This is a genomic window from Planctomycetota bacterium (genome assembly GCA_016235865.1).
GTDB lineage: Bacteria > Planctomycetota > MHYJ01 > JACQXL01 > JACQXL01 > JACRIK01.
Genome location: JACRIK010000003.1, coordinates 145,992 through 159,673 on the forward strand (window position 1 = coordinate 145,992; position 13,682 = coordinate 159,673).

The window sequence follows — 13,682 nt, forward strand, 5'->3', positions numbered from 1 at the left end:
GTGATGCGTTGGGAATCTAACGTAAGACGCAGAACGCTTAAGGTAAACTCATGACGCATAACGCAAGACGCTTAACGCAACTTGTCATTGTTTTAATATTTGTTTCACTCATCCCCTATCTTGCCTTTTCCAAGACAGCCGCAAAACAAAGTGAAACCCGGAAGGAGTCCGGGGCTAAAAGCAAGCCGCAGCCTTCGCCGACCCCGCCGCCGGTTGTGGTGTCTGCCAATCCATTCCACCACGTGGCCGGTTCCATCCATCTCCAGACGCCAGTCAGCGGCGGGAAACGTGATTTTAATGAATACATCAAATTAGCCCGGCAGAATGACATCGGCATCCTGGCCGTGACCGACCACGACACCCAGAAATACCAATACGGGCTCTGGCCTCTGCGCGGACTGATTAAGAAAACCGTGGACGAGCCGTCTGTCTTCAAATACGGCATTGATAACTATTTCAAGCTCATCCAGTCCGCCTCAACCACAACCAGTGACATCATCCTGATTGACGGAGTGGAATCAATGCCGTTCTATTACTGGAGCGGCAGTTATTTCCGGGACACGCTGGCCCTCAATGACCGGGGCCGGCATATGCTGGTCATCGGGATGAACGACGTCAACGCCTATAAGGAACTGCCGCTGATCGGCAATGGCAAATCGCGTTTCAACCAGTATGATGGTCCCCAGGGCTATGCGCCCTACCAGGACCTGATTGACTATGTCAATTCCAAGGGTGGCCTGACCTTCTGGGCGCACCCGGAAGCCAAGGAATCCAAGTCCATCAACAAGATTATCGTCAACACCCTGGCCTATCCGGAATGCGTCAAGGCCACCACTGACTACACCGGTTTCGGGGTATTCTGGGAGGGCTACCAGAAAATCGGACTGCCCAACGGCGCCTGGGACGAGGTGTTAAAGGAATATGCGGACGGCCGGCGCGCCAAACCGGCCTGGGCCATCGGGGAAACTGACGACTACGGCGACAAGGACATCTCGCGCCTGCTGACCGTCTTTATGCTCAAGGAAAAATCGTATAAGTCAGCCATTGACGCCTTGAAGACCGGCCAGACCTACACGGTCCTGAAAGCCGCGGACCTGCCGCCCCTGATGCTGGATGATTTCTGCATCTACAACACGGCCCAGCCCAATATCGCCTATTCCGGAGATGAACTGGTTGTTTCCTCAACCCCGACCATCAGGATAAAAGTGTCGTTCAAGAATGGTAGCGTCCGGACTGAAAAATCACCGAAGATTAAGGCCACCCTGAAGGTTATCAGGCAGGGGCAGGTGATTAAGGAAATCAACCAGGCGCTTCCGCTAACCCTGAATTTTAAGGATGAATATAAGCCCAAATCGGGCGAACGCATCTATTACCGGCTGGAGGCCATAGACGAAAAGAACGGCCGGCTCATCTCCAATCCGATATTTGTAAAGTTTCAGTAACCTATTCACCGCAAAGTAAATTACTTCTTCTCCAGTATCACCACGGCCATGGCATAATCCCTGGTATGGGTGAGCGAAAGATGGGTGTGTTTTGCGCCTAATTGTTTGGCAATCTTCTGCGCCTTACCGGACAGCCGAAGAGTAACGGTTTTGGGATGCCGGATGCCGGATGCCGGATGCCGGATAATTTCAATTTCAGTCCATTTCGGGCTTTGCCTGGTCCCCCAACCCGTGCCGATGGCTTTCAAGAACGCCTCTTTGGCGGCAAAACGGGCGGCAAAGGATTCGGCTTGATTCTTTTTGCTCCGGCAGTATTTTATTTCCTGCGCCGTAAAGATACGCCCAAGATTCGGCTTGTTTAATAACGCCTTGACGCGCCGGACTTCAATCAGATCTATGCCTATGCCGATAATCATAAATATTGTCACGAAGATACAGAGTTACACACCCCTAAACCCACACACCAATGTATTGGTGTGCAGGGTAAATCCCCTCTTATTAGAGGGGACTTTCTTTGTGACCTTTGCGCTCTTTGTGGTTAAAAGGTGTTATTTCAGGCCCAGCAGTTCCACCTCAAATACCAGGGTGGCATTGGGCGGAATGACATTTCCGGCGCCCCGGGCGCCATAACCCAAATCAGACGGTATAATAAGCTTACGCTTGCCCCCGATCTTCATGCCGGCTACGCCTTCATCCCAGCCCCGGATGACCCGGCCCATCCCAAGCGGGAATTCAAACGGCTGGCCCCGGTCCTTGGAGGAATCGAACTTTGTCCCGTTGGTCAGCCAGCCGGTATAATGCACCGAGACGTTCATTCCGGACTTGGCCTCGGCCCCGGCGCCGACTACCTGGTCAACATATTTCAGGCCGCTGGCAGTGGTGATTTCCCCTCCGGCTGGTGCTTGTGGTTGCGTTGGATTCATGGTAGATCGCTCCTCTCTTTTTTTCTCTAATTCTTTTTTAGTATTTTCTAATTCTGTTTTGGTTTGCACTAAATCAGTCTTGACCTTTTCCTGTTCGGTCTTAACCTGAACTAATTCCGACCTGGTCTTTTCCAGCTCCGTTTTAATCTGCACCAACTCCGTTTTGACCTTTTCCTGTTCTGTTTTAATCTGCACCAGTTCCGCCTTTCCCGCGCACCCGGATATAAATAATACCGTCCCGGCTACAAAAGTCATGAAAAATTTTAATCTCTTCATACTTCTTCCTCCTCTGATAAAATTCTATTAAGTTTGACAGTGAAAGTCAAAATAATTATATAAATGTTTTACACACCCCGGTTCCGCATTAACGGGACCTGCCCCTCTTGATAGAGGGGAATATGGTAGCGTGCAAGGAGATTGAATATGAACTTCAGTGAATATCATTCGCATAAGTGGTCCAAGAACTTATCCGAGGTGAAACGCCAGGCAAAGGAAATCAACGAGACCAATGATATCGCCAAAGCAAAGGAGAAACTGACGCTTCTCTATAACGGCGATTTCAGCCGCCCCGATAAAATATTCCCGGGCCTGAAGGTCATGGCCGTGTTCTGGAAGGCCGAAGAGGAAATGATGCGCTGCCGGTTCGAAGCCAAGGAAAGAGCGGCGCAGGGCCTCCATTTAACCGATACTGATGAATTCAGGAACAACCTCAAAAATGTCTGGCTCAAGTACACCGATGACATTACGGAACTGGTTAAAAAGAACTCCTTGCTGGATGACAAGCAGGCTGGGCCTATCATCAAAAAGTATCCGCCCCAAATGGGCGCCAACTGGAGCGATGTCCTCAAAGACCTGATGAGCCAGACCGAAGAGGCCGCGAAGAAAGGTGAAATGCCCGACACCCTGACCGATAACTGGCTGGCCTTCTGCCTGGACGGCATCCTGGCCTATAATTTCGGACTGGCCCGCCAGGCCGTGCTCTCGGCCATGATAATAAATAAATTCTCGGAGGAGAAACTAAAGCAAATCGTAGAGGCATCAAGGGACGAATACGGCTGGCTGGTCAGCAAAAAATTCTTCGTCGAGGTCTTTCCGGCCGCCGGCATCACCGATATGACGGACCTGCAGACCATCGGCCGGTACGGCATGTTCTCGGACCAGGACCTGACCACCTCGGAAACCCTGCCGCCTCCGGACAAACGCGCCAGCGAACCTAAAGTTAAACGCACCGAATTCTTCAACTGCCAGGAATTCAGCATGTTTGAGACCACCTTCAAAATACTCGGAGTCAAGGTAAAATTTATCGGCATTGCCATGTGCCCGTATTGCGAGGAACACGGCAAGAAGAACGTCCAGGTCTTTGTCCCGCCCAGCATGCGGCCTGAGGTCAGGATGACCACCTCGCTGGGCATGGGCAACAAATCCTGCGTCTTCGAGACCAAACTCTATCCGGCCGACGACATGGAGCGATTCATGCAGGCCCAGGAAAAGGTGTTCGGAGGACAATTCTAAAAATTAGAAAGGTAATTGTATGAGATTGAAAGACAAGGTTGCTATCATCACCGGAGCCGGTTCGGGCATTGGCCAGGCCAGCGCCATCAGCTTCGCCCGGGAAGGCGCCAGGGTCACCGTGGCTGATTACAACATCAAAGGAGCCGAGGAAACCGCCAAAAAAATAAATACGGAAATCGGTAAAAAGGTGGCCATGGCCTTCAAGGTCGACGTGTCCAAGGAAGACCAGGTCGATAATATGGTCAAGCAGACGGTCCAGGAATTCGGCACGGTTGATATCCTGGTCAATAACGCCGGCATCAACGAATTCATCCCGTTCCCGCTGGTCCAGCCCGATGACGTCAAGAAGATAATGGACGTGAATTTCATGGGCGCATTCCTGTGCGTCAAGGCCGTCCTGCCGCTCATGACCGAAAAGATGTACGGCAAGATTGTCAACGTCACTTCAGTCATGTCGGTCATCGCCGGCAAGGGCCAGGCCGCTTATAACGCCTCCAAGGGCGCCTTGAAGATGCTCACCCAGGCCATGGCCGTTGACCTGGGCTGTTACAACATCAATATCAACGCGGTCGGGCCGGGCATGACCCGGACCACCCTGACCAAACAGCTGTTCTCCAACCCGGACCGGGTCAAGTGGTTTGAGGAAAAGATACCCCTGGGCCGGCTGGGCGACCCGGAGGATATTGCCGCGGCTATATTGTTCCTGGCCTCGGATGAAGCCAAATATATTACCGGCGAGACCATCTTCGTGGACGGCGGAATGATCGCCACGCGATAACGGAATCAATCGGTAATTTATTGACCCGAATAGAAATAATTGGTAAACAATTTCAATAATCAACAACCGTAACCCCAAAAGAATGGAGTATCATTATGGAAAGTAATTGGGCCACGTTTAGCGTTATCGGCGTCATCGTATTATTAATCGTCCTGTTCATCGTGGCCATCATATTCCTGCGATTCGGGTTCCTCTGGCTGCAGGCATTACTTTCCGGAGCGTCCGTAGCCATACTGGATTTGGTCGGGATGTGGTTCCGTAAGGTTGATGCCCACGTTATCGTTATCAACCGCATCAACGCGGTCAAAGCCGGATTGAATATCCCGACCTCAATGCTTGAGGCGCATTACCTGGCCGGCGGAAATGTCACCAAGGTGGTCCGCTCTGTGATTGCGGCCAACAAGGCCGGCATCCACCTGACCACTGAACGGGCCATGGCCATTGACCTGGCCGGCCGCGATGTCCTTGATGCGGTCCACACCAGCGTGCTGCCTAAGGTGATTGACTGTCCGGCCCAAAGAGATGGCCGGGCCACCATAGACGCCGTGGCCAAGGACGGCATCCAGTTACGGGCCCGGGCCCGGGTAACCGTCCGAACCAATCTGGACCGGCTGGTGGGCGGCGCCACTGAAGAAACCATTATCGCCCGGGTCGGCGAAGGCATTGTCAGCACCATCGGTTCGGCCGAAAGCTATAAAGTCGTACTGGAAAGCCCTGATTCCATCTCCAAGACAGTCTTGGGAAAGGGATTGGATGCCGGCAGCGCCTTTGAAATCCTGTCCATTGATATCGCCGATGTGGATGTGGGCGACAACGTCGGCGCCAAATTGCAGGCCGACCAGGCCGCGGCTGACCTGAAAGTAGCCCAGGCCAAGGCCGAAACCAGGCGCGCCATGGCCGTGGCTCTGGAACAGGAAATGAAGGCCAAGACCCAGGAAATGAGGGCCAAGGTCGTGGAGGCAGAAGCCGAAGTGCCCAAAGGTATTTCCCAGGCATTCCGCGAAGGCAAACTCGGCGTGATGGATTACTATAACCTGCGCAATGTCCAGGCCGATACGGATATGAGGCAATCCATTGCCCAGCCGCCGACGCCCGGCAAACCGCCCAAGGAAATCCATTAGAAATGGTCTCTTAAAATCACCCTGCGTCCCCCTTTATCAAAGGGGGATTAAGGGGGATTTAATCACGCAAAAATACTTCTAAAACACTTGTAACAAAAAGCCACAATGAAGGTTCCCATTGCGCGCCTGATTATTGCTTTCAGCTTGGCTTTCTTTTTCCCTGCTACCCAAGCATTTCCATTTTCCCAGTCTGATATTGATAATCTTATCCGCAAATATGAACTGGAAAAATCCAATATCGCCATCAAGGTCGTGACCCTACCGACCAATAAAACCGTCTATGAAAGAAACGCCGATGTCCAGATGGTCATCGCCTCAAATACCAAACTGTTTTCCACAGCCGCGGCATTATGCCAGCTCGGGCCGGACTTCAAATTCACCACCTCCATTTCCTATGACGGCACCATCATAAGCAATACCCTTCAGGGCCATCTGGTAGTCTTCAGCAACGGCGACCCGAATATCTCCGGCCGGTTCTATAATAACAACCCGACCGCAATCTTTGAGAGCTGGGCTGACAAACTCAGCCAATCAGGCATCAAGGAGGTCAAAGGCAACCTGGTCATCGACCAAAGCGCCTTTGACCGGGAATGCATTCCGCCGGCCTGGCCCCAGGACCAGCTGTCATACTGGTATTGCGCGCCGGTCTCGGCGGTCTCGTTCAACGATAATTGCGTGGATATCACGGTTTGGTCAAGCCCCAAGACCGGCCGGATGCGCTATGCCATCTCGCCGGCCACCAAATACGTTACCGTCTCATTCAAGACCAAACTGGACAAGAAGCTGTCCGCCAACCAACTGAAATTCTCGCGCGTGGCGGGAACCAACCGCATCAATATCAGCGGCCGGGCGTCCCCCAAGGAACTACCCATCAAGGAATCCATCACCGTGGATAACCCGGGCCTGTTCTTCGGAACAGTGCTCCGGGAAACCCTGGCCAAGAAAGGCATTTCTGTCTCCGGTGAAATCCTGGTAACCGACGAACCGTACAAGCCCAGCCTCTGCGCGCGCAGTCGCAACGGAGTCCCGATTATTTCGGGGCAGGAGCTGGGCAAGCCATCCGGGAAACTCATCAAAATAACTGCCACGTCAACCGACCTGGTCCAAACCATGAACGTGGTCAACAAGCGCAGCCAGAACTTCTATGCCGAGCAGATACTAAAATCAATGGCTCATTACTATCAAGGCAAAGGAATCCTGGCTGAAGGACTGAAGATAATCCGCGAGTTCCTGTCCAAAGAGGTCGGGCTGGACCGGAACGGATTCACCATATCAGATGCCAGCGGCTTGGCCCGTGAAAACCGTTTTAGCGTCAACCAGATAATCACCCTGTTAAAATATATGCACGGCCATAAGCATTTCACCACCTTCAGGGATTCGCTAAATTACGAGCGCTGGAACTTTTCCGATATGGAATCGGTCTGGACCAAGACCGGCTATATCAAGGATGCCCTGGCGCTGTCCGGCTATATCCGCCGCGGGAACGACGATTATTACGCCTTTTCCGTCATCATCAATGACTTTGGTGATTCCGGAGACGAGCAGAACAATCGCGGCCTGGCCAACGCCGAGAACTTTCGAACGGACTTCGTCCGGCTGCTCAAAAAATAATAATACAAAACTATTGACCTTGTTAGACGTATTTGATATACGCTATGGCATAAAACCAATCGGAACAAACCGGGATAATGGCCCCGAATGCTTTCGGGACCATAAGGAGGCTTTTATGAAAGCATACCGCTATTTAATCCTGTTAGCCATCGCGTTTCTGGGGCTGTCTATCAATCCAGTTAACTATACAACCGGCGAAGACAATGTCACTATTGACAGCATCCAATTGGGGACCCTGGTCATAAACGAGGATATTTCCAAGGAGGACATGCAGGACCACGTGGTCGGCGTTAAATACATGGGCAAGTGGTGACCGCAATGCGTGACCAGCGTGCCCCACTCAGTTGAGTGGTATAAAAAGTACGCGCCCCAGGGGTTAATCCTGATTGGGTTCCACAGTTCCAAGCAAGAGACCCCGGAAGAGGTGGTGGCTTATTGCAAGGCCAACAAGATACCCTATCCGGTTTACGAAAAAGGAAATATTGCCGGACACCCGGTCCAGGGCTATCCGCACTTTGTGCTCTTTGACCATACCGGTAAGATGATTTATCAGGGGCACCCGATGGAGGCCGATGCCAAACTGGCCGCGGCCATGAAGGCCGCGCCGGACTGGCTGGTCGGCGAAGGCCCGTATAAGAAACTAAAAGCTATTGCGGAAAAGGCGAAATCCCACAAGGATTTGGGCCAGGCCCTCAAAACCCTCAAGGAAAAGCACCTGAACTCCGCTGATGCGGATGAAAAGGCCGAGGCGGAAAAATTAGCGGAACGGCTGACCCGTTACGGCAACAAACTGCTGGCGAAGGCCGAGGCCAAGAAAGGCACCGAGCCGCTGAATTCTTATAACCTCTACCAGGAAGTATCCAAGGTATTCAAGGGCGATGAAATCGGCGATAATGCCGACAAAGCCCTTAAGGACCTGAAGGACGACAAGGCCTTTCAGGATAACCTCAAGGCGGACAAGGAACTGGCCGACATGATGCCGGATATCGAGAAACTAAAGGCCTGCAACAAGTGCGGGACGTTCAACAAGGAATGCGATGCCTGCAAGAAAAAGAACGCCTCGCTGGAAATGCTTCTGCCCAAAGCCAAGGGCATCGTAAAAAAGTATCCGGACTCGCCGGCCGCGGCCCGGGTCAAGGAACTTCTTCCCGTGGAATAGGATTCTGTCCCTGTCATTCCGTGCTTGACACGGAATCCAGAGGAATAGGAATAACATCTTAACTCGTAGAAATTCCATGTTTAAGAAATACCTGATTATACTTCCCGTTCTTTTGCTAATCGGCCTGGCCGGTTCGCCGCCCATTAAAGGCCAGGAAGATGTCACCGTCCAGAATATAAATTTCGGCGAATTGATGCTGGGCAGCGAGGTCGCCAAGGAGGACCTGCAGGACTGCGTGGTCGGTGTTGATTTCGACGGCATGACCTGCGCCACCTGCCCCTGCGGCGGGGCCATCAACACGTTTATCGAATGGCACCAGAAATACAGCCCCCAGGGATTTATCTTGCTCTCCTTTTATGTCAAAGACGAAGCCAAGGAGAAATTCGCCGCCTTTTGCAAGTCAAAGAAAGTGCCTTTTCCGGTCTATGCCGGTGGAAGCATTTCCGGAATGGAAATCACTGACTTTCCAACCTTTGTGATCTTCGACCATAACGGCAAGGTGATTTACAACGGACATCCCAAGGAGTCCGGCGGCAAATTTACCGCGGCAATGAAATCCATGCCGGACCCGCTGCTCGGGGCCGACCCTTACAAGAAATTATCCGCCCTGGCGGACAAGGTAAAAAAACGGAAGGAACTAGGTCAGATACTGGCCGCGTTGAAGGCCAAGCACCTGAATTCCGAGGATGCGGACGAGAAAGCCGAGGCGGAAAGATTAACGGAACGGCTGACCCGCTACGGGAATAAACTGCTCCGCCAGGCCGGGGCCAAAAAGGCCAAGGAACCTCTGGAGTGCCTCAACCGCTACCAGCAGGCAGCCACGCTCTATAAAGGCGATGCCATCGGCGATACGGCCGAAAAGGACATCAAGGAACTTAAAGATGATAAGGTGTTTCAGGACAATCTCAAGGCGGACAAGGAACTGGCTGATATTATCATTGAGATGAAGAAACTGAAGCCCTGCAACTCCTGCGCCTCGTTCAGCAAGGACTGCCCGGCCTGCTATAAACGGAACGCCTCGATGGAGGTGCTGATACCAAAGGCCAAAGGGCTGGTGAAGAAGTATCCGGACTCGCCGGCCGCGGTCAAGGTTAAGGAATTGCTTCCGGTGGAATAAGCTGTTTTTATGCCATTCCGCTCCTGCTGGCCCGCCTCTGGCGGAACACGGAATCCGTTTACCTGGGCGCCATATTCGGCGGGGTCCGAACTGCGCCTGAGGAGGAATACATGCCGAAAATAAACATTGGGTTGCTAGTGGCGATTTGCATGGCCCTATCTTTTATCGCGGTCTGCGGGAAATCAACCTGTCTGCAGAGCGAAAGCGAACTTCTGGAAGCTACTATTGAAAACATCAAATTCGGCGAGCTCTTGATGGGTGACGCGCTCACCCAGGAAGACCTGCAAGGCCGCGTGGTGGGCGTGAAATTCTGGGGCAAATGGCTCGGGGTCTATCCCGCCACCACCATGCCCCGCACGGTCGAGTGGGACAAAAAGTACGGCCCGAATGGATTAGTCCTGATCGGGTTTCATGGCAGCAAGGATCCAGAGACCGCGAAAGAGGTGACCGCTTATTGCCGGTCCATCGGCCTGACCTATCCGATATACGAAGGCGGCTGCGTTTCCGGCGTCCAGATCCAGATCTATCCCCATTTTGTGCTCTTTGACCATACCGGCCAGATGATTTACAGCGGCCATCCGATGCAAGCCGAGGGCAAACTGGCCGCCGCCATGAAGGCCGCGCCGGACTGGCTGACCGGCCCGGAACCTTATAAAAAACTCAAAGCCCTGGCAGATAAAATAAAGGAACGCAAGGAACTCGGCAAAACCCTCGCTGCCCTAAAAACCAAACACCTGAATTCCGCCGATGCGGAGGAAAAGGCCGAGGCGGAAAAACTGATCGGAAAACTGAGCCGCTATGGCAATCAGCTTTTGCAAAAAGCCGCGGCCAAGAAGGACACCGAACCGCTGAACTCCCATAATCTTTACCAGGAAGCCGCCAGGTTATTCAAGGGCGATGACATCGGGGACAAGGCTGACAGCATCCTGACCGAACTTAAAGACGACAAGACCTTCCAGGATAATCTCAAGGCGGAAAAGGAACTGGCCGACATGATTCCGGAAATAGATAAACTCAAAGCCTGTAACAAATGCGGAACATTCAACCAGAAATGCGCGGACTGTAAGAAAAAGAATCAGTCCCTGGAAACACTCGTTCAGAAGGCCCGGGGCCTGGTGAAAAAATATCCGGACTCGCCGGCCGCGGTAAAGGTCAAGGAACTTCTGCCAATCGAATAATATTGACATTCACAAATTACTGTCTATTGTATACTGTTTGCTGTTTACTCGCACTGCGAATGTAATGAGTTAGTGCGAGTTATCCCGGACATAGGGACTACTTATTTATGCGAATTGCCTATTTTGATTGTTCCTCAGGCGCCAGCGGGGATATGATTCTGTCCGGACTGCTGGACGCCGGATTCCCGTTCAGTAAACTCAAGGCATCGCTCCAGCCGCTGATTAAGCCGTTTAAGGTCAAGCTGTCGCTCCGGCGGGTGGAACGTTGCGGCCTGTCCGGCCTGAAGATTGATATCACGGGCGCAGATGCGCACCTGTCTCTCAATGAAATATCAGGCGCCATCAGGAAATCCCGATTACCCAAGCAAGTCAAGACCGATTCGCTAAAGATTCTCAACCGGATAGCCGACGCGGAAACAAAGGTTCATCAACATTTAGACCCAGTTAGAGATTTTGACCCAAAGGGGCAAAATATCGTTACTGGGTCTTATCCCGGCAGTATTTGCCGGGGCCATAAGTCAAAGCACATCCGGCTCCATGAGTTAGGTTCGGTTGACACACTGATAGACATCGTCGGTTCGTCTTTAGGCATTTATCATTTAGGGATTGAACGCATCTATGTCTCTCCCCTTCCGCTTAATGAAGGCAAGGTCAGATGCGCACACGGACTGTATCCCTTGCCAGCGCCCGGTACTATGGAACTGCTCAAGAACTTTGAGTTATTCCGAAGCCCGATAAAGAAGGAACTGGTCACGCCCACCGGTGCGGCTATATTAACCACTCTGGGTCGGCCATCCAATGAAATTCCGCAATTTAATATCTCCAAAATCGGCTACGGCGCCGGAACCCTCGACCTGTTGGACCAGCCCAATATCCTTAGGGTATTTATCGGCACAGTCCCCACTTTGGCAAAGGGGGGTGCGGGGGGATTTGAAAAAGACACCATCTGCGTCCTGGAAACCAATATTGACAATGCCACCGGCGAGGTCATCGGATATACCGTGGAAAAACTATTTGCTGCCGGGGCGCTGGATGTATTCACCCTGCCGATTCAGATGAAGAAATCCCGGCCCGGGGTGTTATTACAGGCACTCTGTCCGATAGACCTTATCTCCAAGATGGAAGGAATTATCTTTACTGAACTACCGACCCTGGGCATCAGGAAATACCTGTGCCATCGGGCCAAACTCAAAAGAGAGATACGCTCTGTCAAGACCAAGTACGGCGTTATCCGAGTCAAGGTAAGTTATCTGGGTTCCGAGGCCCAACACCTCTCGCCGGAATACGAGGATTGCCGCAAAGCCGCCCGGAAGCATAATGTGCCATTAAGGCAGGTTACTCGCAGTTTGAAGAATGATTTACTGCGAGTTATCCCGCTTTAGCGGGGTCATCACCGCAGCGCTGGGAAAAAGATAGTCATTCACCGCAAAGACGCAAAGATAAGTCCCCTCTAACAAGAGGGGTAGGGGGTGTGTATTTTCCTCTGTGCTCTGGGTTTACCCCATGGACACCTGGATATCCAAGCAAAGAGAAAACTGCTCCTGTGTACGATCCACTTGTTTTTCCAGGACAAAATTTATGTGTGAATCGCCGTCTTCCTTAAATGGCGCTATCTTTTTCAGCCGACGGTATTTTTCAACTGTTTCATTAAGCGCCTGGTTGGAAATTTTTATTATATCAACTAACTCTTCAGACATCCTTTGAAAGACCTCATTCCAGGCAACGCCATACGTCCCGGTGTTTTTATTCATCATCTTGGAGACGATTTCCAATGCCCTTAGGAATCGTAATATTTGTGAGCCATATTTAATAATCTGAGCATTGAGCGCCCGCTTGAACCGGCCAATCATTTGGGGAGTGGTAATCCTGACGCTGTTGCCGGCCAGGAGTTTATCGGTCTCCTTGAGGAATCGTTTTTGGATTTTCGGATAACCGGCCAGCGCCATCGCGGCTAACGAAACCACGCTCTTCTGCGGATACTCTGCCACTGTCAGGGGAAAGAGGAACCGGCCGGCCTGGCTCAGGTATGAAGAGGTTTTCCGGTCTATGGCTTCCTTGTATCTTTTGGCCTTAATGCCGTTAACCGTTTCATAAATCCCATCCAATTTGGAGAAATATTTCCCTGCGGAGCGGAATAATTTTTGCCGGTATTTTTTCATCATTAACCCGGCATTGGGACCGTATTTGTATTCGAACATCGGGCCAAGATAGGAAAGAGCGGATTGCAATAGGGGTTTGGCAATCTTTTCCTTAAAAGCTCCCTTCGTGCCTACAGATGCCTTTCTGTCCTGATTGATGTGCGCAGCGGCCCGAATACAGCCGCGACGCCATTTTGTGCTCAATTTCTGGTAGCCTTCCAGACCTACATAAATAGTAGAATGGAGCGATAATACGACCTCTTTTTTCATATATCTTTTTATATTGTATATAATTATAATAAAAATGCAAGGGATATGGGGGGCTGAGGGGGTATACTACCCCTTAGGTAGTCATAGTCACGGGCTTAGGTAGTATGGGTGTCGGGCTTAGGAAGCCATAGTCACGAGCATAGGAAGTAAGGGTGCCAGGCTTCGGTAGTCATAGTCAAGGGCTTCGGTAGTATGGGTGACGGGCTTAGGAAGCCATAGTCAGGGGCTTCGGTAGTATGGGTGTCGGGCTTAGGGAGTCATAGTCACGGGCTTCAGTAGTATGGGTGACGGGCTTAGGGAGTCATAGTCACGGGCTTAGGGAGTACGGGTGCCGGGCTTAGGGAGTAGTAGTTAAGGGCTTAGGGAGTGGTATCTAAGACCATAGGTAAGGGTAAGCAAGGGCTTAGGTAGTGGCATTAGTCCCCTTCGTAAG

Annotated in this window: 13 protein-coding genes; 10 read left to right on the forward strand and 3 right to left on the reverse strand. The window is 51.8% G+C overall.

Going from position 1 to position 13,682, the window contains the following annotated elements:
- The first annotated feature begins 50 nt into the window (after positions 1–50).
- Positions 51–1,442: a hypothetical protein gene (locus HZA49_02060; protein ID MBI5778226.1), complete on the forward strand. Its 1,392-nt coding sequence runs from the start codon at positions 51–53 to the stop codon at positions 1,440–1,442.
- A gap of 20 nt (positions 1,443–1,462) precedes the next feature.
- On the opposite strand, the gene acpS is transcribed toward HZA49_02060, so the two are convergent.
- Both acpS and HZA49_02070 read right to left on the reverse strand, forming a co-directional pair.
- A complete protein-coding gene (gene acpS / locus HZA49_02065; protein ID MBI5778227.1) occupies positions 1,463–1,858 on the reverse strand; it encodes a holo-ACP synthase in 396 nt (131 codons plus the stop codon).
- Between the two features lie 132 nt (positions 1,859–1,990).
- Positions 1,991–2,365, reverse strand: a complete 375-nt coding sequence (locus HZA49_02070; protein MBI5778228.1) for an FKBP-type peptidyl-prolyl cis-trans isomerase — start codon at positions 2,363–2,365, stop codon at positions 1,991–1,993.
- A 423-nt stretch (positions 2,366–2,788) separates the two neighbouring features.
- Between HZA49_02070 and HZA49_02075 the strand changes: the two genes are divergently transcribed.
- The 9 genes from HZA49_02075 to HZA49_02115 all read left to right on the forward strand — a co-directional run bounded on the left by HZA49_02075 (position 2,789) and on the right by HZA49_02115 (position 12,223).
- On the forward strand, positions 2,789–3,877 hold the full coding sequence (locus HZA49_02075; GenBank protein ID MBI5778229.1) for a hypothetical protein: 1,089 nt from the start codon (positions 2,789–2,791) through the stop codon (positions 3,875–3,877).
- Between the two features lie 19 nt (positions 3,878–3,896).
- A complete protein-coding gene (locus tag HZA49_02080) occupies positions 3,897–4,655 on the forward strand; it encodes an SDR family oxidoreductase (protein MBI5778230.1) in 759 nt (252 codons plus the stop codon).
- Between the two features lie 95 nt (positions 4,656–4,750).
- Positions 4,751–5,776 carry a flotillin-like protein FloA gene (floA, locus tag HZA49_02085; GenBank protein MBI5778231.1) on the forward strand — a complete coding sequence of 342 codons (1,026 nt, stop codon included), beginning with the start codon at positions 4,751–4,753 and terminating at the stop codon, positions 5,774–5,776.
- A gap of 105 nt (positions 5,777–5,881) precedes the next feature.
- Positions 5,882–7,387 (forward strand): D-alanyl-D-alanine carboxypeptidase/D-alanyl-D-alanine-endopeptidase, encoded by a 1,506-nt coding sequence (gene dacB / locus HZA49_02090; protein ID MBI5778232.1) that lies wholly within the window; start codon positions 5,882–5,884, stop codon positions 7,385–7,387.
- A gap of 115 nt (positions 7,388–7,502) precedes the next feature.
- A complete protein-coding gene (locus HZA49_02095; protein ID MBI5778233.1) occupies positions 7,503–7,700 on the forward strand; it encodes a hypothetical protein in 198 nt (65 codons plus the stop codon).
- Between the two features lie 18 nt (positions 7,701–7,718).
- On the forward strand, positions 7,719–8,546 hold the full coding sequence (locus HZA49_02100) for a hypothetical protein (GenBank protein ID MBI5778234.1): 828 nt from the start codon (positions 7,719–7,721) through the stop codon (positions 8,544–8,546).
- 76 nt (positions 8,547–8,622) lie between these two features.
- Positions 8,623–9,663, forward strand: coding sequence for a hypothetical protein (locus HZA49_02105; GenBank protein MBI5778235.1), 1,041 nt, complete (start codon positions 8,623–8,625; stop codon positions 9,661–9,663).
- A 110-nt stretch (positions 9,664–9,773) separates the two neighbouring features.
- The gene (locus HZA49_02110; protein ID MBI5778236.1) at positions 9,774–10,841 is read left to right on the forward strand and encodes a hypothetical protein; all 1,068 of its coding nucleotides are present in this window, start codon (positions 9,774–9,776) and stop codon (positions 10,839–10,841) included.
- Between the two features lie 107 nt (positions 10,842–10,948).
- Complete coding sequence (locus HZA49_02115) at positions 10,949–12,223, forward strand: LarC family nickel insertion protein (GenBank protein MBI5778237.1); 1,275 nt, start codon at positions 10,949–10,951, stop codon at positions 12,221–12,223.
- 114 nt (positions 12,224–12,337) lie between these two features.
- On the opposite strand, the gene HZA49_02120 is transcribed toward HZA49_02115, so the two are convergent.
- Positions 12,338–13,249: a hypothetical protein gene (locus tag HZA49_02120; protein MBI5778238.1), complete on the reverse strand. Its 912-nt coding sequence runs from the start codon at positions 13,247–13,249 to the stop codon at positions 12,338–12,340.
- Positions 13,250–13,682 lie beyond the last annotated feature (433 nt).

Bases quoted from the DNA above. Each gene is read 5' to 3' on its own strand.
- HZA49_02095 (MBI5778233.1), top strand. From the start codon at position 7,503: ATGAAAGCATACCGCTATTTAATCCTGTTAGCCATCGCGTTTCTGGGG.
- HZA49_02075 (MBI5778229.1), top strand. From the start codon at position 2,789: ATGAACTTCAGTGAATATCATTCGCATAAGTGGTCCAAGAACTTATCC.
- acpS (MBI5778227.1), bottom strand. From the start codon at position 1,858: ATGATTATCGGCATAGGCATAGATCTGATTGAAGTCCGGCGCGTCAAG.
- dacB (MBI5778232.1), top strand. From the start codon at position 5,882: ATGAAGGTTCCCATTGCGCGCCTGATTATTGCTTTCAGCTTGGCTTTC.
- HZA49_02105 (MBI5778235.1), top strand. From the start codon at position 8,623: ATGTTTAAGAAATACCTGATTATACTTCCCGTTCTTTTGCTAATCGGC.
- HZA49_02115 (MBI5778237.1), top strand. From the start codon at position 10,949: ATGCGAATTGCCTATTTTGATTGTTCCTCAGGCGCCAGCGGGGATATG.
- floA (MBI5778231.1), top strand. From the start codon at position 4,751: ATGGAAAGTAATTGGGCCACGTTTAGCGTTATCGGCGTCATCGTATTA.
- HZA49_02120 (MBI5778238.1), bottom strand. From the start codon at position 13,249: ATGAAAAAAGAGGTCGTATTATCGCTCCATTCTACTATTTATGTAGGT.
- HZA49_02060 (MBI5778226.1), top strand. From the start codon at position 51: ATGACGCATAACGCAAGACGCTTAACGCAACTTGTCATTGTTTTAATA.
- HZA49_02070 (MBI5778228.1), bottom strand. From the start codon at position 2,365: ATGAATCCAACGCAACCACAAGCACCAGCCGGAGGGGAAATCACCACT.
- HZA49_02080 (MBI5778230.1), top strand. From the start codon at position 3,897: ATGAGATTGAAAGACAAGGTTGCTATCATCACCGGAGCCGGTTCGGGC.
- HZA49_02110 (MBI5778236.1), top strand. From the start codon at position 9,774: ATGCCGAAAATAAACATTGGGTTGCTAGTGGCGATTTGCATGGCCCTA.